General features: G+C 67.6%; 25 protein-coding genes. All 25 read right to left on the bottom strand.

Features of this window, described 5'->3' with window-relative positions; all coding sequences use genetic code 11:
• Nucleotides 1-37 precede the first annotated feature (37 nt).
• A complete protein-coding gene (locus AC5L34_RS01970; RefSeq protein ID WP_441175506.1) occupies nucleotides 38-691 on the bottom strand; it encodes an adenylate kinase in 654 nt (217 codons plus the stop codon).
• A complete protein-coding gene (gene secY, locus AC5L34_RS01975) occupies nucleotides 692-2,020 on the bottom strand; it encodes a preprotein translocase subunit SecY (RefSeq protein WP_441175505.1) in 1,329 nt (442 codons plus the stop codon).
• Between the two features lie 234 nt (nucleotides 2,021-2,254).
• A complete protein-coding gene (gene rplO, locus AC5L34_RS01980) occupies nucleotides 2,255-2,698 on the bottom strand; it encodes a 50S ribosomal protein L15 (RefSeq protein ID WP_101412798.1) in 444 nt (147 codons plus the stop codon).
• Complete coding sequence (rpmD, locus tag AC5L34_RS01985; protein ID WP_012015110.1) at nucleotides 2,698-2,880, bottom strand: 50S ribosomal protein L30; 183 nt, start codon at nucleotides 2,878-2,880, stop codon at nucleotides 2,698-2,700. The genes rplO and rpmD overlap by 1 nt, the downstream gene beginning before the upstream one ends.
• Nucleotides 2,880-3,494 (bottom strand): 30S ribosomal protein S5, encoded by a 615-nt coding sequence (gene rpsE, locus AC5L34_RS01990; protein ID WP_007073019.1) that lies wholly within the window; start codon nucleotides 3,492-3,494, stop codon nucleotides 2,880-2,882. The genes rpmD and rpsE overlap by 1 nt, the downstream gene beginning before the upstream one ends.
• A 33-nt stretch (nucleotides 3,495-3,527) precedes the next feature.
• Nucleotides 3,528-3,917 (bottom strand): 50S ribosomal protein L18, encoded by a 390-nt coding sequence (rplR, locus tag AC5L34_RS01995; RefSeq protein WP_088998360.1) that lies wholly within the window; start codon nucleotides 3,915-3,917, stop codon nucleotides 3,528-3,530.
• On the bottom strand, nucleotides 3,914-4,456 hold the full coding sequence (gene rplF / locus AC5L34_RS02000) for a 50S ribosomal protein L6 (protein WP_101412799.1): 543 nt from the start codon (nucleotides 4,454-4,456) through the stop codon (nucleotides 3,914-3,916). Before rplF ends, rplR begins: the two co-directional genes overlap by 4 nt.
• Before the next feature lie 16 nt (nucleotides 4,457-4,472).
• A complete protein-coding gene (gene rpsH, locus AC5L34_RS02005; RefSeq protein ID WP_013288624.1) occupies nucleotides 4,473-4,880 on the bottom strand; it encodes a 30S ribosomal protein S8 in 408 nt (135 codons plus the stop codon).
• Nucleotides 4,881-4,997: 117 nt separating this feature from the next.
• Complete coding sequence (locus tag AC5L34_RS02010) at nucleotides 4,998-5,183, bottom strand: type Z 30S ribosomal protein S14 (protein ID WP_007465272.1); 186 nt, start codon at nucleotides 5,181-5,183, stop codon at nucleotides 4,998-5,000.
• Between the two features lies 1 nt (nucleotide 5,184).
• Complete coding sequence (gene rplE, locus AC5L34_RS02015) at nucleotides 5,185-5,754, bottom strand: 50S ribosomal protein L5 (RefSeq protein ID WP_132230905.1); 570 nt, start codon at nucleotides 5,752-5,754, stop codon at nucleotides 5,185-5,187.
• On the bottom strand, nucleotides 5,754-6,074 hold the full coding sequence (rplX, locus tag AC5L34_RS02020; RefSeq protein ID WP_007465276.1) for a 50S ribosomal protein L24: 321 nt from the start codon (nucleotides 6,072-6,074) through the stop codon (nucleotides 5,754-5,756). Before rplX ends, rplE begins: the two co-directional genes overlap by 1 nt.
• Nucleotides 6,071-6,439: a 50S ribosomal protein L14 gene (rplN, locus tag AC5L34_RS02025; RefSeq protein ID WP_007465279.1), complete on the bottom strand. Its 369-nt coding sequence runs from the start codon at nucleotides 6,437-6,439 to the stop codon at nucleotides 6,071-6,073. The genes rplX and rplN overlap by 4 nt, the downstream gene beginning before the upstream one ends.
• A 97-nt stretch (nucleotides 6,440-6,536) precedes the next feature.
• Complete coding sequence (gene rpsQ / locus AC5L34_RS02030) at nucleotides 6,537-6,815, bottom strand: 30S ribosomal protein S17 (RefSeq protein ID WP_210832540.1); 279 nt, start codon at nucleotides 6,813-6,815, stop codon at nucleotides 6,537-6,539.
• Nucleotides 6,812-7,048, bottom strand: coding sequence for a 50S ribosomal protein L29 (gene rpmC, locus AC5L34_RS02035; protein ID WP_007073028.1), 237 nt, complete (start codon nucleotides 7,046-7,048; stop codon nucleotides 6,812-6,814). The genes rpsQ and rpmC overlap by 4 nt, the downstream gene beginning before the upstream one ends.
• Nucleotides 7,048-7,473 (bottom strand): 50S ribosomal protein L16, encoded by a 426-nt coding sequence (gene rplP / locus AC5L34_RS02040; RefSeq protein ID WP_007465292.1) that lies wholly within the window; start codon nucleotides 7,471-7,473, stop codon nucleotides 7,048-7,050. Before rplP ends, rpmC begins: the two co-directional genes overlap by 1 nt.
• Before the next feature lie 3 nt (nucleotides 7,474-7,476).
• Nucleotides 7,477-8,334, bottom strand: a complete 858-nt coding sequence (gene rpsC / locus AC5L34_RS02045; RefSeq protein WP_088998355.1) for a 30S ribosomal protein S3 — start codon at nucleotides 8,332-8,334, stop codon at nucleotides 7,477-7,479.
• Nucleotides 8,334-8,801 carry a 50S ribosomal protein L22 gene (gene rplV / locus AC5L34_RS02050; RefSeq protein WP_088998354.1) on the bottom strand — a complete coding sequence of 156 codons (468 nt, stop codon included), beginning with the start codon at nucleotides 8,799-8,801 and terminating at the stop codon, nucleotides 8,334-8,336. Before rplV ends, rpsC begins: the two co-directional genes overlap by 1 nt.
• Before the next feature lie 40 nt (nucleotides 8,802-8,841).
• Nucleotides 8,842-9,123 carry a 30S ribosomal protein S19 gene (gene rpsS, locus AC5L34_RS02055; RefSeq protein WP_013735950.1) on the bottom strand — a complete coding sequence of 94 codons (282 nt, stop codon included), beginning with the start codon at nucleotides 9,121-9,123 and terminating at the stop codon, nucleotides 8,842-8,844.
• A 12-nt stretch (nucleotides 9,124-9,135) separates the two neighbouring features.
• On the bottom strand, nucleotides 9,136-9,975 hold the full coding sequence (gene rplB, locus AC5L34_RS02060; protein WP_088998353.1) for a 50S ribosomal protein L2: 840 nt from the start codon (nucleotides 9,973-9,975) through the stop codon (nucleotides 9,136-9,138).
• A 12-nt stretch (nucleotides 9,976-9,987) separates the two neighbouring features.
• On the bottom strand, nucleotides 9,988-10,290 hold the full coding sequence (gene rplW / locus AC5L34_RS02065) for a 50S ribosomal protein L23 (RefSeq protein WP_357562406.1): 303 nt from the start codon (nucleotides 10,288-10,290) through the stop codon (nucleotides 9,988-9,990).
• Complete coding sequence (gene rplD / locus AC5L34_RS02070) at nucleotides 10,287-10,937, bottom strand: 50S ribosomal protein L4 (protein ID WP_101412800.1); 651 nt, start codon at nucleotides 10,935-10,937, stop codon at nucleotides 10,287-10,289. The genes rplW and rplD overlap by 4 nt, the downstream gene beginning before the upstream one ends.
• Nucleotides 10,934-11,599 (bottom strand): 50S ribosomal protein L3, encoded by a 666-nt coding sequence (rplC, locus tag AC5L34_RS02075; RefSeq protein WP_441175504.1) that lies wholly within the window; start codon nucleotides 11,597-11,599, stop codon nucleotides 10,934-10,936. The genes rplD and rplC overlap by 4 nt, the downstream gene beginning before the upstream one ends.
• A gap of 11 nt (nucleotides 11,600-11,610) precedes the next feature.
• Nucleotides 11,611-11,919 carry a 30S ribosomal protein S10 gene (gene rpsJ / locus AC5L34_RS02080; RefSeq protein ID WP_007073037.1) on the bottom strand — a complete coding sequence of 103 codons (309 nt, stop codon included), beginning with the start codon at nucleotides 11,917-11,919 and terminating at the stop codon, nucleotides 11,611-11,613.
• Nucleotides 11,920-12,269: 350 nt separating this feature from the next.
• Nucleotides 12,270-13,463 carry an elongation factor Tu gene (gene tuf / locus AC5L34_RS02085; protein WP_088998349.1) on the bottom strand — a complete coding sequence of 398 codons (1,194 nt, stop codon included), beginning with the start codon at nucleotides 13,461-13,463 and terminating at the stop codon, nucleotides 12,270-12,272.
• Nucleotides 13,464-13,682: 219 nt separating this feature from the next.
• A complete protein-coding gene (gene fusA / locus AC5L34_RS02090; protein WP_088998348.1) occupies nucleotides 13,683-15,779 on the bottom strand; it encodes an elongation factor G in 2,097 nt (698 codons plus the stop codon).
• Nucleotides 15,780-15,839 lie beyond the last annotated feature (60 nt).

A 15,839-nucleotide genomic window follows, 5' to 3' on the forward strand; every position in this document is an offset into this window, starting at 1 on the left:
GCTCTTCGCACTCTATCCGCCGGGGACCGGCGGGACGTCAGCCGCCGTACGACCGCAGGGCGTCGATGGCGCGGACCGTGACGTCCTCCACCGGGCCGGTGGCGTCGATGCCCACCAGCTTGCCCTGGGCGCCGTAGTAGTCGACCAACGGCGCGGTCTTGTCCGCGTACTCCCGCAGGCGGGTGGCGATGGTCTCCGGCTTGTCGTCGTCGCGCTGGAACAGCTCGGCGCCGCACCGGTCGCAGATGCCCTCACGGGTGGTGGCGTCGAACTCGACGTGCCAGATCTTGCCGCAGCCCCGGCAGGTACGCCGGCCGGAGAGCCGCCGGATCACCTCGTCGTCGTCGACGACCAGCTCCAGCACCAGGTCCAGCGCGGTGCCGAGGTCGGCGAGGAGCTTGTCCAGCGCGGCGGCCTGCGGCGTGGTCCGCGGGAAACCGTCGAGCAGGAAGCCCTCCGAGGCGTCCGGCTCGGCGAGCCGGTCCCGCACCATGTTGATGGTGACCTCGTCGGGCACCAGCTCACCGGCGTCCATGTAGCGCTTCGCCTCGACGCCGAGCGGCGTGCCCTGCGAGACGTTCGACCGGAAGATGTCACCGGTCGAGATCTTCGGGACCGAGAGGTGCGCGGCGATGAACTCGGCCTGCGTGCCCTTGCCCGCACCCGGCGGGCCAACCAGAACGAGTCTCATCTACCGCAGGAACCCTTCGTAGTTCCGCTGCATGAGTTGGCTCTCGATCTGCTTCGTGGTCTCCAGACCGACGCCGACCATGATCAGCACAGCGGTGCCGCCGAACGGGAAGTTCAGGTACTGCTGCTTGTCCAGCCATATGAAGAAGAAGTTCGGCAGGATCGAGATGATGCCCAGGTAGAGGGCGCCGGGCAGCGTGATCCGGCTGAGGATGAAGTCGAGGTAGTCGGCGGTCGGCTTGCCGGGGCGGATGCCCGGCACGAAGCCGCCGTACTTCTTCATGTTGTCCGCGACCTCGGTCGGGTTGAACGTGATCGAGACGTAGAAGTAGGTGAAGAAGATGATCAGCAGGAAGTAGACCGCGATGTAGATCGGGCTGGTCGGGTCGACCAGGTTGTTCTGGATCCACGTCTGGGTCTTGCCCGGGTTGTTCTGGTCGAAGAACTGCAGCGCCAGCTGGGGCAGGTAGAGCAGCGACGAGCCGAAGATGACCGGGATGACACCCGCCTGGTTGACCTTCAGCGGGATGTAGGTCGAGGTGCCGCCGTACATCCGCCGGCCGATCATGCGCTTGGCGTACTGCACCGGGATGCGGCGCTGCGCCTGCTCGATGAAGGTGACCGCGGTGATGACCACCAGGACCAGCGCGATGACGAGCAGGAACTTGCCCCAGCCGCCCGTCTGCTTGATCTGCCAGCCCTCGCTGGGAAGCCGGGCGGCGATCGAGGTGAAGATCAGGACGGACATGCCGTTGCCGACGCCCCGGTCGGTGATCAGCTCGCCGAGCCACATCACCACGCCGGTGCCGGCGGTCATCGTCATGACCAGGAGGCTGAGGGTCAGCCAGTCCGGGATCCCGGTCCCCTCGGGGATGATCGGGAACTGGTCGCACTGGTTGTTGAAGAGCTGCCCGGAGCGGGCCAGCGCCACGAACGCCGACGCCTGGAGGACACCCAGACCCAGGGTCAGGTAGCGGGTGTACTGGGTGATCTTCGCCTGGCCGGACTGGCCCTCCTTGCGGAGCTGCTCCAGCCGGGGGATCACCACGGTCAGCAGCTGCAGGATGATCGACGCGGTGATGTAGGGCATGATGCCCAGCGCGAAGACCGAGAGCTGCAGCAGCGCTCCGCCGGAGAAGAGGTTGAGCAGGTTCATCACGCCGGTGGAGCCGTTCTCCATGGCGTCGATGCACTTCTGGACGTTGCCGTACGAGACACCCGGGCTGGGCAGCGTCGCCCCGAGCCGGTAGACCGCGATGATGCCTACTGTGAACAGCAGCTTCTTGCGCAGGTCAGGCGTACGGAACGCACTGAGAAAGGCGGACAGCAACTTCTTCCTCCTGCGCGAGGCGGGCCGCCGGTGATCCCTGGCGGGGCGGGTGGGTGCCGGGCGAGTGCCCGATATCCATGGCTGGGAAGGGACTCTAACAGCCCGATCCCGGTCCGGGCAGATGTGCCCGGCTACATAAACCGAATCCGATGTTACCCGGCGCACACATGCCAGGCAGACCATGGCGCCCGCCCAGTTGCGACAACTGAGCGGGCGCCACGGGTCGTACAGCCCTTACAGCTCGGTGACCGAGCCACCGGCGGCGGTGATCTTCTCCTTGGCCGACGCGCTGAACGCGTGCGCCGACACCTGGAGAGCGACCCCGCCCAGGTCCCCGGTGCCGAGGACCTTGACCGGGTGGCCCTTGCGGACCGCGCCGGCCTCGACCAGCTCGACGGGGCCGACCTGGCCGCCGTTCGGGAACAGTTCGGCGAGCCGGTCCAGGTTGACCACCTGGAAGACCACCTTGAACTTGTTCTTGAAGCCCTTCATCTTCGGCAGGCGCATGTGGATGGGCATCTGCCCACCCTCGAACGCCGCCGAGATGTTCTTGCGGGCCTTGGAGCCCTTGGTACCGCGACCGGCGGTCTTGCCCTTGGAGCCCTCACCGCGACCCACGCGGGTCTTCGCGGTCTTGGCACCGGGCGCCGGGCGCAGGTGGTGGACCTTGATCGTCATTACTCGACCTCCTCGACCTTCACGAGGTGGTTGACCGTGAAGATCATGCCGCGGATCTCCGGACGGTCCTCCTTGACCACCACGTCGTTGATCCGCTTGAGACCGAGCGAACGCAGCGAGTCACGCTGGTTCTGCTTGGTCCCGATCTCGGACCGGACCTGGGTGACCTTCAGGCGAGCCATCAGGAAGCCACCCCCGCCCGCGACGCCAGCATGGCGGCCGGCGCGACGTCCTCGACCGGCAGACCACGACGGGCGGCGACGGCCTCGGGGGACTCGAGCCCCTTCAGCGCCGCCACGGTGGCGTGCACGATGTTGATCGGGTTCGACGAACCGAGGCTCTTGGAGAGCACGTCGTGGATACCCGCGCACTCCAGCACGGCGCGCACCGGACCACCGGCGATGACACCCGTACCGGCGGAAGCCGGCTTGAGCAGCACCACGCCGGCCGCCGCCTCACCCGTCACCGGGTGCGGGATGGAGGAGGCGATGCGCGGCACCTTGAAGAAGTGCTTCTTGGCCTCCTCGACGCCCTTGGCGATCGCCGCGGGCACCTCCTTGGCCTTTCCGTAGCCCACACCGACGGTGCCGTCGCCGTCGCCCACGATCACCAGGGCGGTGAAGCTGAAGCGACGACCACCCTTCACGACCTTGGCGACGCGGTTGATCGCGACGACCCGCTCGAGGTGCGGGGTCTTCTCGACGGGCGCGTTTCCGCGGCCGCCCTCACGGCGGTTGTCGCGGCGACCACCCTCGTTGCCACCGGACCCGCCGCCACGGCGCTGTTGACCTGGCATCAGCAGCCTTCCTTCTCTCTCGTGACGGGGTTTCTAGAACTCGAGCCCGGCTTCGCGGGCGGCGTCGGCAAGCGCGGCGACCCGCCCCGCGTACCGGTTGCCACCGCGGTCGAAGACGACCTTGGAGACGCCGGCGGCCTTGGCGCGCTCGGCGAGCAGCGCGCCGACCTTGCCGGCCAGGGCGCTCTTGTCGCCCTCCGTGCCGCGCAGCGAGGCGTCCAGGGTCGAGGCCGACGCCAGGGTGTGCCCCTTGGTGTCGTCCACGATCTGGGCGACGATGTGCCGCAGGGAGCGGGTGACCACGAGGCGGGGACGCTCGGCGGTGCCGCTGACGTTCTTGCGGACCCGGAAGTGCCGGCGCGCACGCCCGACGGCACGCTTGGCGGCGACGCCGCGGCGGCGCTTGAGCAGCGTGGCGCTCACTTCTTACCTGCCTTTCCAGCCTTGCGGCGGATGACCTCGCCCTGGTACTTCACGCCCTTGCCCTTGTAGGGCTCCGGCGGGCGGATCTTCCGGATGTTGGCGGCAACCTCACCGACGAGCTGCTTGTCGATGCCGGCCACGTGGAACAGCGTCGGCTTCTCCACCGTGAAGGTGATGCCGTCCGGCGCCGGCACGTGCACCGGGTGCGAGAACCCGAGCGCGAACTCCAGGTCCTTGCCCTTGGCGGTCACGCGGTAACCGGTGCCGGCGATCTCCAGGCTCTTGCGGTAGCCCTCGGTGACGCCGACGATCATGTTGGCGACCAGGGTACGGCTGAGGCCGTGCAGTTCCTTGGCCTTGCGCTCGTCGTTCGGGCGGTTGACGTTCAGCTGCCCGTCCTCGGCCCGGTCGATCGTGATCGGCTCGGCCAGGGTGTGCGAGAGCTCGCCCTTCGGGCCCTTGACCTTGACGGTCTGCCCGTCGATCGTGATGTCGACGCCGGCTGGCACCGGGATCGACTTACGTCCAATACGCGACATTTCTACCTGTCTCCCGTTACCAGACGAAGGCGAGGACTTCCCCGCCAACGCTCCGCTTGCGGGCCTGCCGGTCGGTGAGCAGCCCCTGGGACGTCGAAATGATCGCCACGCCCAGCCCGCCGAGCACCCGCGGGAGCCCGTCCGACTTGGCGTAAACCCGCAGACCGGGCTTGGACACGCGCTTGATGCCGGCCAGGCTCCGCTCCCGGTTCTGGCCGTACTTCAGCTCGACGACCAGTCGCTTGCCGACGGCGCCCTCCTCGGGCTCCTCGACCGACCAGGTGGCGATGTAGCCCTCGGCCTTGAGGACCTCGGCGATGTTCGCCTTGATCTTCGAGTAGGGCATCGTCACCCGGTCGTGGTACGCCTGGTTGGCGTTACGCAGACGCGTGAGCATGTCTGCGATCGGGTCGGTCATCGTCATGGATTTCGTCAGCCTTTCTCGCCGGGGTTCCCGAGGCGATGCGCCCGGGCCTACGGCGAAGAGCAATACGTGATCGGTGCAAGGGGTCCCGGCCCGAAGGCCGGGACGCGGTCGCCCTTACCAGGAAGCCTTGGACACGCCCGGCAGCTCACCGCGGTGGGCCATCTCCCGGATGCAGACCCGGCAGAGACCGAACTTGCGGTAGACCGCCTTGGGGCGCCCGCACCGCTGGCAGCGGGTGTACGCGCGAACCGAGAACTTCGGCTTCGCGGCCGCCTTGATGATCAGCGCCTTCTTGGCCATCTCAGTTCTCCTTGAACGGGAAGCCCAGGAGCTTGAGCAGCGCCCGGCCCTCGTCGTCGGTCGTGGCGGTCGTGACCACCGTGATGTCCATGCCCCGCTGCCGATCGATCTTGTCCTGGTCGATCTCGTGGAACACCGACTGCTCGGTCAGACCGAACGTGTAGTTGCCGTGCCCGTCGAGCTTGCGCCCGTCCAGACCGCGGAAGTCACGGATACGCGGCAGCGCGATCGACAGCAGCCGGTCCAGGAACTCCCACATCCGGTCGCCGCGAAGGGTCACCTTCGCACCGATCGGCATGCCCTCGCGGAGCTTGAACTGCGCGATGGACTTGGTCGCCCGCCGCACCTGCGGCTTCTGGCCGGTGATGGTGGCCAGGTCCCGGACGGCGCCGTCGATCAGCTTGGCGTCCCGGGCAGCCTCGCCGACACCCATGTTGACGACGATCTTGACGAGCCGCGGCACCTGCATCGGGTTGCCGAACTGGTGCTGCTCCTGCAGCTGCGCCACGATCTCGTTGCGGTACCGCTCCTTGAGGCGCGGCATGGTCTTGGTTTCGGTAGCCGTGGTCATCACAGGTCCTTACCGGTGCTACGCGCGATGCGGACCTTCTGGCCGTTGTCGTCGATCCGGTAACCGACGCGGGTCGGCTTGCCGTCGGAGTCCAGGACCTGCACGTTCGAGACGTGGATCGGGGCCTCCTGGGTGACGATGCCACCGGTCTTGGCGCCACGCTGGGTGGTGCTGATGCGGGTGTGCTTCTTGACCCGGTTCACGCCCTCGACCAGGACCTTGTCCTGCCGCGGGTAGGCCGCGATGACCTTGCCCTTGGCACCCTTGTCCTTGCCGGCGATGACGACGACCGTGTCGCCCTTCTTGACCTTCACGGTCACAACACCTCCGGCGCGAGAGAGATGATCTTCATGAACCGCTTGTCCCGCAGTTCCCGGCCCACCGGGCCGAAGATGCGGGTACCGCGCGGGTCTCCGCCGTCCTTGATGATGACGGCGGCGTTCTCGTCGAAGCGGATGTACGAACCGTCCGGCCGCCGCCTCTCCTTGGCGGTGCGAACGACGACGGCCTTGACGACGTCGCCCTTCTTCACACCGGCACCCGGGATCGCGTCCTTGACGGTGGCCACGATGACGTCGCCGATACTCGCGTAGCGCCGACCGGAGCCACCGAGAACCCGGATGCACAGGATCTCCCGGGCACCCGTGTTGTCGGCGACGCGCAGTCGCGACTCCTGCTGAATCACGTCTATCTCCTATGTCTGCCGGTTCTCCGGCCGCGCACGGCGGCCGGAGCCTGGCGGAACCCGCGCCCGACTGACGCCGGGCGAGCTCGAGCCTTCGCTACTTGGCCTTTTCCAGGATCTCCACGAGCCGCCACCGCTTCGTGGCGGACAGCGGCCGGGTTTCCATGATCATGACCCGGTCGCCGATGCCGGCGGTGTTCTGCTCGTCGTGCACCTTCAACTTGCGCGTACGGCGCATGATCTTGCCGTACAGCGCGTGCTTGACCCGGTCCTCGACCTCGACGACGACGGTCTTTTCCATCTTGTCGCTGACCACGAGGCCCTCACGCACCTTGCGGCGGGCCCGCGCGGCGGCGGTGGTGGTGTTCTCGCTCATGATGCAGTCACCTCAGTCGGCGCGGCCGAGAGACCCAGCTCGCGCTCACGCATGATCGTGTAGATCCGGGCGATCTCCCGACGGATGACCTGCAGCCGCCGGTTGTTGTCCAGCTGGCCGGTCGCGGCCTGCACGCGGAGGTTGAACAGCTCCGCCTTGGCCTCGCGCAGCTTCGTGACCAGCTCCTCCTCGGAGAGCTCACGCAGCTCGGAGGCCTTAACGCCCGCTGCCATCAGGATTCACCCACTTCGCGCGTAACAATGCGGCACTTCATCGGGAGCTTGTGGATCGCGCGACGCATCGCCTCTCGCGCGATCTGCTCGTTGGGGAAGGACATCTCGAAGAGAACCCGCCCCGGCTTGACGTTGGCGACCCACCACTCGGGCGAGCCCTTACCGGAACCCATCCGGGTTTCCGCCGGCTTCTTGGTGAGAGCCTGGTCCGGGAAGATCGTGATCCAGACCTTGCCACCACGCTTGATGTGGCGGGTCATCGCGATACGCGCCGACTCGATCTGGCGGTTCGTCACGTACGCCGGCTCGAGAGCCTGGATCCCGAACTCGCCGAACACCACCCGGTTACCACCCTTGGACGCGCCACTGCGGTCCGGGTGGTGCGGCTTGCGGAAGCCCTTCGGGGGCTTGCGCGGCATCAGCATCTGTCAGCCCTCCTGCTGCGTTTCTGCCGCGGCGGCGACGGCGGCGGGATCCACCGCGTCCCCACTCGGCGTCTCGGCCTGCTGCGCGATGGTCGTCGCGGCGGCGGCCCGGCCGGCCTCGGTACCGCCGGCGGTCGTGCCGGACGAGCCGGACCGGCCACGGCGCGGCCGCTCGGGGCGGTCGCCACGGTCACGGCGCGGACGCGACGGCGCCTCGGCCGGAGTCTCCCGACCCGGCACCGCGTCGCCCTTGTAGATCCAGACCTTCACGCCGATCCGGCCGAAGCTCGTACGGGCCTCGAAGAAGCCGTACTCGATGTTGGCCCGCAGCGTGTGCAGCGGGACCCGGCCCTCGCGGTAGAACTCGGTCCGGCTCATCTCGGCGCCGCCGAGCCGGCCCGAGACCTGGACCCGGATGCCCTTGCAGACCGGGTTCTTCATCGCGGACTGCATGGCCTTGCGCATCGCCCGACGGAAGCTGACCCGGCTGGAGAGCTGCTCGGCCACACCCTGTGCGACGAGCTGCGCGTCCGACTCGGGGTTCTTCACCTCGATGATGTTCAGCTGGACCTGCTTGCCGGTCAGCTTCTCGAGCTCGCCGCGGATCCGGTCGGCCTCCGCACCCTTACGGCCGATGACGATGCCCGGCCGGGCGGTGTGGATGTCGACGCGGACCCGGTCCCGGGTGCGCTCGATGTCGACCTTGGAGATGCCGGCGCGCTCGAGGCCCTTGGACATCATGCGGCGGATCTTGACGTCCTCGCCGATGTAGTCCTTGTAGAGCTTGTCCGCGAACCAGCGGGACTTCCAGTCGGTCGAGATGCCGAGCCGGAACCCGTGCGGGTGAACCTTCTGACCCATTACTCGGCGCCCTCCGTCTTGCTCTGCGTCTCGGCCGTCTCGGCCGGCTCCGCCTGCTTCGCCGGGGCCGCCTTCTTCGCGGCCGCCTTCTTCGGCGCGGCCGGCGCCACCGCCTCGACCGCGACGGTGATGTGGCAGGTGCGCTTGCGGATCCGGTACGCCCGGCCCTGCGCCCGCGGCTGGAACCGCTTCATGGTCGGGCCCTCGTCGACGTACGCCTCGCTGACGAGCAGCGCGTCGGGGTCCAGCCGCTCGTTGTTCTCCGCGTTGGCGATCGCGCTAGCGAGCACCTTGTACACCTGCTCGCTCGCAGCCTGCGGCGCGAACTGCAGCACCGTGAGCGCCTCCTTCGCGGGCAGGCCGCGGACGAGGTTGACCACCCGGCGCGCCTTCATCGGCGAGATGCGCACGTGCCGCGCAACCGCCCGCGCGCCCGGAAGCACCGGAGCGTCGCCCTTTCCTGGCATCGCTGTAACCCCTTGTTCCTCTATCCGTATGCCCGCGGCGTCAGCGCCGACGGCTCTTCCGGTCGTCCTTCTCGTGACCCTTGAACGTGCGGGTCAGCGCGAACTCGCCGAGCTTGTGCCCGACCATCGCCTCAGTCACGAACACGGGGACGTGCTTGCGTCCGTCGTGCACGGCGATCGTGTGGCCCAGCATCTCCGGGATGATCGTCGAGCGCCGCGACCAGGTCTTGATGACGTTCTTCGAGCCCTTCTCGTTCTGCGTCTCCACCTTCTTGAGCAGGTGGTCGTCGATGAACGGGCCCTTCTTCAGGCTGCGAGGCATGTCTTATCTCCCTCAGCCGCGCTTACGCGTGGCGTAGCGGCGGCGGACGATCAGCCGGTCACTCGGCTGGCCCTTACGACGGGTGCGGCCCTCGGGCTTACCCTGCGGGTTGACCGGGTGGCGACCACCGGAGGTCTTACCCTCACCACCACCGTGCGGGTGGTCGACCGGGTTCATCGCGACACCACGGACGGTCGGGCGCTTGCCCTTCCACCGCATGCGGCCGGCCTTGCCCCAGTTGATGTTCGACTGGTCGGCGTTGCCGATCTCGCCGATGCTGGCGCGGCAGCGGACGTCGACCCGCCGGATCTCGCCGGACGGCATACGCAGGGTCGCGTACACGCCCTCACGGCCGAGCAGCTGGATGCCGACGCCGGCCGAGCGGGCCAGCTTGGCGCCGCCACCCGGACGCAGCTCCACGTTGTGGATGGTGGTACCGACCGGGATGTTGCGCAGCGGCAGGTTGTTGCCGGGCTTGATGTCGGCGCCCGGGCCGGACTCGACGCGGTCGCCCTGCTTCAGGTCCTTCGGCGCGATGATGTAGCGCTTCTCGCCGTCGGCGTAGTGCAGCAGCGCGATGCGCGCGGTGCGGTTCGGGTCGTACTCGATGTGGGCGACCTTCGCCGGCACGCCGTCCTTGTCGACCCGCTTGAAGTCGATCAGACGGTACTGGCGCTTGTGACCGCCACCGTGGTGCCGCGTGGTGATCCGGCCGTGGGCGTTACGCCCGCCCTTCTTCGGCAGCGGAGCCAGCAGCGACTTCTCGGGCGTCGACCGGGTGATCTCAGCGAAGTCGGCGACGCTGGAGCCACGCCGGCCCGGCGTCGTCGGCTTGTACTTACGGATAGCCATTGTCTACACCCCTCAGCTGACCGGGCCGCCGAAGGCCTCGATACGGTCACCGTCAGCCAGCTTCACGATCGCCCGCTTGGTGGCCTTACGCTGCCCGAAACCGGTCTTGGTCCGCTTGCGCTTGCCCTGGCGGTTGAGCGTGTTGACCGTCAGGACGCGGACGCCGAAGATCTGCTGGATCGCGATCTTGATCTCGGTCTTGTTCGCGTCCGGGTGCACCAGGAAGGTGTACCAGTTGCGGTTCAGCTCGCTGTAGCTCTTCTCCGAGACGACCGGCGCCACGATGATGTCGCGCGGGTCGGCGATCGTGCTCACTTGCCACCCTCCTCGGTGGTCTCGGCGGGAACACCCAGGAACTCGTCCAGGGCGTCCTTGGTGAAGACCACGTCGTCGGCCACCAGCACGTCGTACGTGTTGAGCTGGCCGGCCTCGATCAGGTGCACCCGCGGCTCGTTGCGCAGCGACACCCAGTTCAGCTCGTCGGTGCTGCTCAGCACGACCAGGACCCGACGGGCCTCGGTCAGCTTCGCCAGCGTGGCCAGAGCGGCCTTCGTCGACGGCTTCTCGCCCGAGACGAACGCCTCGACGACGTGCACCTGCCCGGCGCGGGCCCGGTCGGAGAGGGCGCCACGCAGGGCGGCGGCCTTCATCTTCTTCGGGGTCCGCTGGCTGTAGTCGCGCGGCACGGGGCCGTGCACGACGCCACCGCCGGCGAACTGCGGCGCGCGGATCGAGCCCTGCCGGGCGCGACCGGTGCCCTTCTGCTTGTACGGCTTCTTGCCGCCGCCGGCGACCTCGCCGCGGGTCTTGACCTTGTGCGTGCCCTGCCGGGCAGCCGCGAGCTGAGCCACCACGACCTGGTGCATCAGCGCGACGTTCGCCTGGACGTCGAAGATGTCGGCGGGCAGCTCGACGGAGCCGCTCTTGGAGCCTTCGACGGTGAGGACGTCAACGGTGGTCACTTGGCCGCACCGCCCTTCTTCGCCTTGGTCTTGGCCGCGGTACGGACCAGGACCAGCGCGCCCTTGGGGCCGGGAATGGCGCCACGGACGAGCAGGAGGTTGTTCTCGGTGTCGACCGCCTGGACGGTCAGGTTCTGGACGGTGTAGCGCACGCCACCCATCCGGCCGGCCATCCGGGTGCCCTTGAAGACACGACCCGGGGTGGCGCAGGCGCCGATGGAGCCGGGCGAGCGGTGCTTGCGCTCGACACCGTGGCTGGCGCGCAGACCGTGGAAGCCGTGCCGCTTCATCGGGCCGGCGTAGCCCTTGCCCTTGGTCTTGCCGGTCACGTCGATCGACATCCCCGCCGGGAACTCCTCGACCGTGACCTCCTGGCCCAGCGAGTAGTCGGTGGCGTCGCTCGTGCGCAGCTCGACGATGTGGCGCCGCGGCGCGACGTCGGCCTTCGCGTAGTGCCCGCTGATCGGCTTCTTGACCTTGCGCGGGTCGATCGTGCCGTACGCCAGCTGGACCGCGGAGTAACCGTCCTTGTCGGCGCTACGAACCTGGCTGATGACGCACGGGCCGGCCTCGACCACGGTCACCGGGACAACACGGTTGTTGTCCCAGACCTGGGTCATGCCGAGCTTTGCGCCCAGGATCCCCTTGACTTGCCTGTCCATTTGTCCGGTCCCTACAGCTTGATCTCGATGTCGACGCCAGCCGGCAGGTCGAGGCGCATGAGCGAGTCGACCGTCTTCGGGGTCGGGTCGATGATGTCGATCAGCCGCTTGTGCGTGCGCATCTCGAAGTGCTCGCGCGAGTCCTTGTACTTGTGCGGCGAGCGGATAACGCAGAAACGGTTGATCTCCGTGGGCAGCGGCACCGGGCCCGCGACCTGCGCCCCGGTACGCGTCACCGTCTCGACGATCTTCCGAGCCGAGGAGTCGACGACCTCGTGGTCATAGGCCTTGAGCCGGATGCGGATCTTCTGTCCCGCCATGGTGGCTTCTGTTCCTTCTCTCGATGCCGCTGTGTTGCGGGCGCCTGTACCGGCTGGCACAGGCCCACTTCGCCGACCCCCGCGGTCGGGCGTGTCGCGCCCTCGGGCCAGGCTCCGCCCCGGGACTCCGGAGCGACTCTGACCGCGCGGTGGGTCAAGGCGCCGATCGCACTACCGCGACCTGAACGCCGCGCGAGGGTGGTTGGCGGACTGGCCGCCAACCACCCTACGCTCGACTGCTCTGCCACCCGGAGGTTCAGCGAAAGCCGAACACAGGCAGCGAACTGTCGTTACGCAACCTGACTAGTATGCCGCACGACCGGCGGCGGGTCTAATCGGGGTTACCTAGCTCACTTGATGATCTTGGTGACGAACCCGGCGCCGACGGTGCGGCCACCCTCGCGGATCGCGAACTTGAGGTTCTCCTCCATGGCGATGGGCTGGATCAGCTTCACCGTCATGGTGGTGTTGTCACCCGGCATGACCATCTCGGTGCCCTCGGGGAGGGTGACGACACCGGTGACGTCCGTGGTCCGGAAGTAGAACTGCGGACGGTAGTTCTGGAAGAACGGGGTGTGGCGGCCACCCTCCTCCTTGGAGAGGATGTAGACCGTCGCCTCGAACTCCGTGTGCGGGGTCGTGGTGCCCGGCTTGATGACGACCATGCCGCGCTCGACGTCCTCGCGCTTGATGCCACGCAGCAGCAGACCGACGTTCTCGCCCGCGCGGGCCTCGTCGAGCAGCTTGCGGAACATCTCGATGCCGGTGCAGGTGGTCTTCATCGACTTCTCGCGGATGCCGACGATCTCCACCTCCTCGTTCGGCTTGAGCACGCCACGCTCGGCCCGGCCGGTGACGACCGTGCCACGACCGGTGATCGTGAAGACGTCCTCGATGGGCATGAGGAACGGCTTCTCGGTCTCGCGCTCCGGCTGCGGGATCGCGGTGTCGACCGCGGTCATCAGGTCCAGCAGCTTGCCGGTCCACTCGGGGTCACCCTCGAGGGCCTTCAGCGCCGAGACCCGCACGACCGGCAGGTCGTCGCCCGGGTAGTCCTGGTTCGACAGCAGCTCACGGACCTCGAGCTCGACGAGCTCCAGGAGCTCCTCGTCGTCGACCATGTCGCTCTTGTTGAGCGCCACGACGATGTACGGCACGCCGACCTGGCGGGCCAGCAGCACGTGCTCGCGGGTCTGCGGCATCGGGCCGTCGGTCGCCGCAACCACCAGGATCGCGCCGTCCATCTGCGCGGCACCGGTGATCATGTTCTTGATGTAGTCGGCGTGACCGGGGCAGTCGACGTGCGCGTAGTGCCGCGCCTCGGTCTGGTACTCGACGTGCGCGATGGAGATCGTGATGCCGCGGGCCTTCTCCTCCGGCGCCTTGTCGATCTCGTCGAACGGCGTGTACGGGTTCAGGTCCGGGTACTGGTCGTGCAGGACCTTGGTGATGGCCGCCGTCAGCGTCGTCTTACCGTGGTCGATGTGACCAATGGTGCCGATGTTGACGTGCGGCTTAGTCCGCTCGAACTTCGCCTTCGCCACTGGGTCCTCCTGTGGACTTCTTGGTTCGTTCGCCCCGGCGCGCCGGTCGGCGCTTAGGACTCTGTCGACAGCCTTTCCGGCCTGACGGCCGGAGAGCTTTGGTGGGTTCTGCGGCGATGAAGCCTACAGGCCCGGTCTCACGCATCCCGACCGAGGTGGTCGCGGGCGGGGAGCACCCTCCCGCGACCGCCCCGGATCATCGATCACGTCAGGTGAGGGTCACTCACCCGTCGCCTTGGCGATGATCTCCTTCGCGACCGAGGACGGAACCTCGGCGTAGGAGTCGAACTGCATGCTGTAGCTAGCCCGGCCCTGGGTCTTCGACCGCAGGTCGCCGACGTAGCCGAACATCTCCGACAACGGCACCAGAGCCTTGACGACGCGGGCGCCGCTGCGCTCCTCCATCGCCTGGATGATGCCGCGGCGGGAGTTGAGGTCGCCGATGACGTCACCCATGTTCTCCTCAGGAGTGGTGACCTCAACGGCCATCATCGGCTCGAGGAGTGCGGGGTCGGCCTTGCGGGCCGCCTCCTTCATCGCCATCGAGCCGGCGATCTTGAACGCCATTTCCGACGAGTCGACCTCGTGGTACTGGCCGTCCACCAGGGTGAGCTTGACGCCCACCAGGGGGAAGCCGGCGAGGATGCCGTACTGCATGGCGTCCTGGGCGCCCGCGTCCACCGACGGGATGAACTCCCGGGGGATACGGCCACCGGTCACCGCGTTGGCGAACTCGTAGGTCGGTGCGTCGTTGCCCAGCGGCAGCGGCTCCAGGCTGATGATCACCCGGGCGTACTGGCCGGAACCACCGGTCTGCTTCTTGTGGGTGTACTCGACCTTCTCCACCTTGCGGCGGATGGTCTCGCGGTAGGCCACCTGCGGCTTGCCGATGTTGGCCTCGACGTTGAACTCGCGGCGCATCCGGTCGACCAGGATGTCCAGGTGCAGCTCGCCCATGCCGGAGATGACCGTCTGACCGGTCTGGTCGTCCAGCTTGACGCGGAAGGTCGGGTCCTCCTCGGCCAGCCGCTGGATGGCGGTGCTGAGCTTCTCCTGGTCGGCCTTGGTCTTCGGCTCGATGGCGACCTCGATGACCGGCTCCGGGAAGGTCATCGACTCCAGGATGACCGGGTTCGCCGGGTCGCACAGCGTGTCACCGGTGGTGGTCTGCTTCAGACCCTGCACCGCGATGATGTCGCCAGCCTGGGCCGAGCTGCGCTCTTCCCGCTTGTTGGCGTGCATCTGGTAGATCTTGCCGATCCGCTCCTTGCGGTCCTTGGTGGAGTTGACCACCTGGGAGCCGGACTCGAGCGTGCCGGAGTAGATCCGGACGTAGGTGAGCTTGCCGAGGTGCTTGTCCGTCTGGATCTTGAAGGCGAGGCCCGAGAAGGGCTCCGACTTCGACGGCTTGCGCTGCATCGGGGTCTCGCCGTCGGTGGCCGTACCCTCGATCGCCGGGATGTCCAGCGGCGACGGCAGGTACGCGACGACCGCGTCGAGCATCGGCTGGATGCCCTTGTTCTTGAAGGCGGTGCCGGTGAGGACCGGGTTGGCCTTGCCGCCGATGGTGGCCCGGCGGATGGCGGCCTTGATCTCCTCGACGGAGATCTCCTCGCCCTCCAGGTACTTCTCCATCACCGCGTCGTCGACGTCGGCCAGGGTCTCCACCAGCTTCTCGCGCCACTCGGCGGCGGAGTCGGCGAGGTCGGCCGGGATCTCCTCGACCGCGTAGTCCTCACCCTTCTGGGTCTCGCCGCGCCAGGTGAGGGCGCGCATCTCGACCAGGTCGACGACGCCGATGAAGTCGGACTCGGCGCCGATCGGGATCTGGAGCACCAGCGGGGTGGCGTTCAGCCGGTCGATCATCATCTGCACGCAGCGGAAGAAGTCGGCACCGGTCCGGTCGAGCTTGTTGACGAAGCACATCCGGGGGACGTTGTACTTGTCCGCCTGCCGCCAGACGTTCTCCGTCTGCGGCTCCACGCCGGCGACACCGTCGTAGACCGCGACCGCGCCGTCCAGCACCCGCAGCGAACGCTCGACCTCGACCGTGAAGTCGACGTGGCCGGGCGTGTCGATGATCTGGATCGTGTGGCCCTTCCACTCACACTTGGTAGCAGCGGAGGTGATGGTGATACCACGCTCCTGCTCCTGCTCCATCCAGTCCATGACGGCACCGCCCTCGTGGACCTCACCGATCTTGTACGTGATGCCGGTGTAGAACAGGATCCGCTCGGTGGTGGTGGTCTTACCGGCATCGATGTGGGCCATGATGCCGATGTTGCGTACGTTGGCGAGCGCGTCTGCGGCGGCCACTTCAATCCCTACTTATCGTCGTCTCGACACAACTGGTGGCGGTTCCGGCGCCCGAGGGCG

This window comes from Micromonospora sp. ZG13 (assembly GCF_059359355.1).

Excerpts from the sequence above, each read along its gene's own strand:
- rpsJ (WP_007073037.1), bottom strand. The coding sequence starts at position 11,919 with ATGGCGGGACAGAAGATCCGCATCCGGCTCAAGGCCTATGACCACGAG.
- AC5L34_RS01970 (WP_441175506.1), bottom strand. The coding sequence starts at position 691 with ATGAGACTCGTTCTGGTTGGCCCGCCGGGTGCGGGCAAGGGCACGCAG.
- rpmD (WP_012015110.1), bottom strand. The coding sequence starts at position 2,880 with ATGGCTCGCCTGAAGGTCACCCAGGTCCGGTCCGAGATCGGGACCAAG.
- rpsH (WP_013288624.1), bottom strand. The coding sequence starts at position 4,880 with ATGACGATGACCGACCCGATCGCAGACATGCTCACGCGTCTGCGTAAC.
- rpsQ (WP_210832540.1), bottom strand. The coding sequence starts at position 6,815 with ATGAGCGAGAACACCACCACCGCCGCCGCGCGGGCCCGCCGCAAGGTG.
- rplC (WP_441175504.1), bottom strand. The coding sequence starts at position 11,599 with ATGGACAGGCAAGTCAAGGGGATCCTGGGCGCAAAGCTCGGCATGACC.
- rpsE (WP_007073019.1), bottom strand. The coding sequence starts at position 3,494 with ATGCCAGGTCAACAGCGCCGTGGCGGCGGGTCCGGTGGCAACGAGGGT.
- rpmC (WP_007073028.1), bottom strand. The coding sequence starts at position 7,048 with ATGGCAGCGGGCGTTAAGGCCTCCGAGCTGCGTGAGCTCTCCGAGGAG.
- rplE (WP_132230905.1), bottom strand. The coding sequence starts at position 5,754 with ATGACCACGGCTACCGAAACCAAGACCATGCCGCGCCTCAAGGAGCGG.
- rplP (WP_007465292.1), bottom strand. The coding sequence starts at position 7,473 with ATGCTGATGCCGCGCAAGCCCCCGAAGGGCTTCCGCAAGCCGCACCAC.
- rplB (WP_088998353.1), bottom strand. The coding sequence starts at position 9,975 with ATGGCTATCCGTAAGTACAAGCCGACGACGCCGGGCCGGCGTGGCTCC.
- rplV (WP_088998354.1), bottom strand. The coding sequence starts at position 8,801 with ATGCCAGGAAAGGGCGACGCTCCGGTGCTTCCGGGCGCGCGGGCGGTT.
- rpsC (WP_088998355.1), bottom strand. The coding sequence starts at position 8,334 with ATGGGTCAGAAGGTTCACCCGCACGGGTTCCGGCTCGGCATCTCGACC.
- AC5L34_RS02010 (WP_007465272.1), bottom strand. The coding sequence starts at position 5,183 with ATGGCCAAGAAGGCGCTGATCATCAAGGCGGCCGCGAAGCCGAAGTTC.
- rplO (WP_101412798.1), bottom strand. The coding sequence starts at position 2,698 with ATGACGATCAAGGTCCACCACCTGCGCCCGGCGCCCGGTGCCAAGACC.
- rpsS (WP_013735950.1), bottom strand. The coding sequence starts at position 9,123 with ATGCCTCGCAGCCTGAAGAAGGGCCCGTTCATCGACGACCACCTGCTC.
- rplF (WP_101412799.1), bottom strand. The coding sequence starts at position 4,456 with ATGTCGCGTATTGGACGTAAGTCGATCCCGGTGCCAGCCGGCGTCGAC.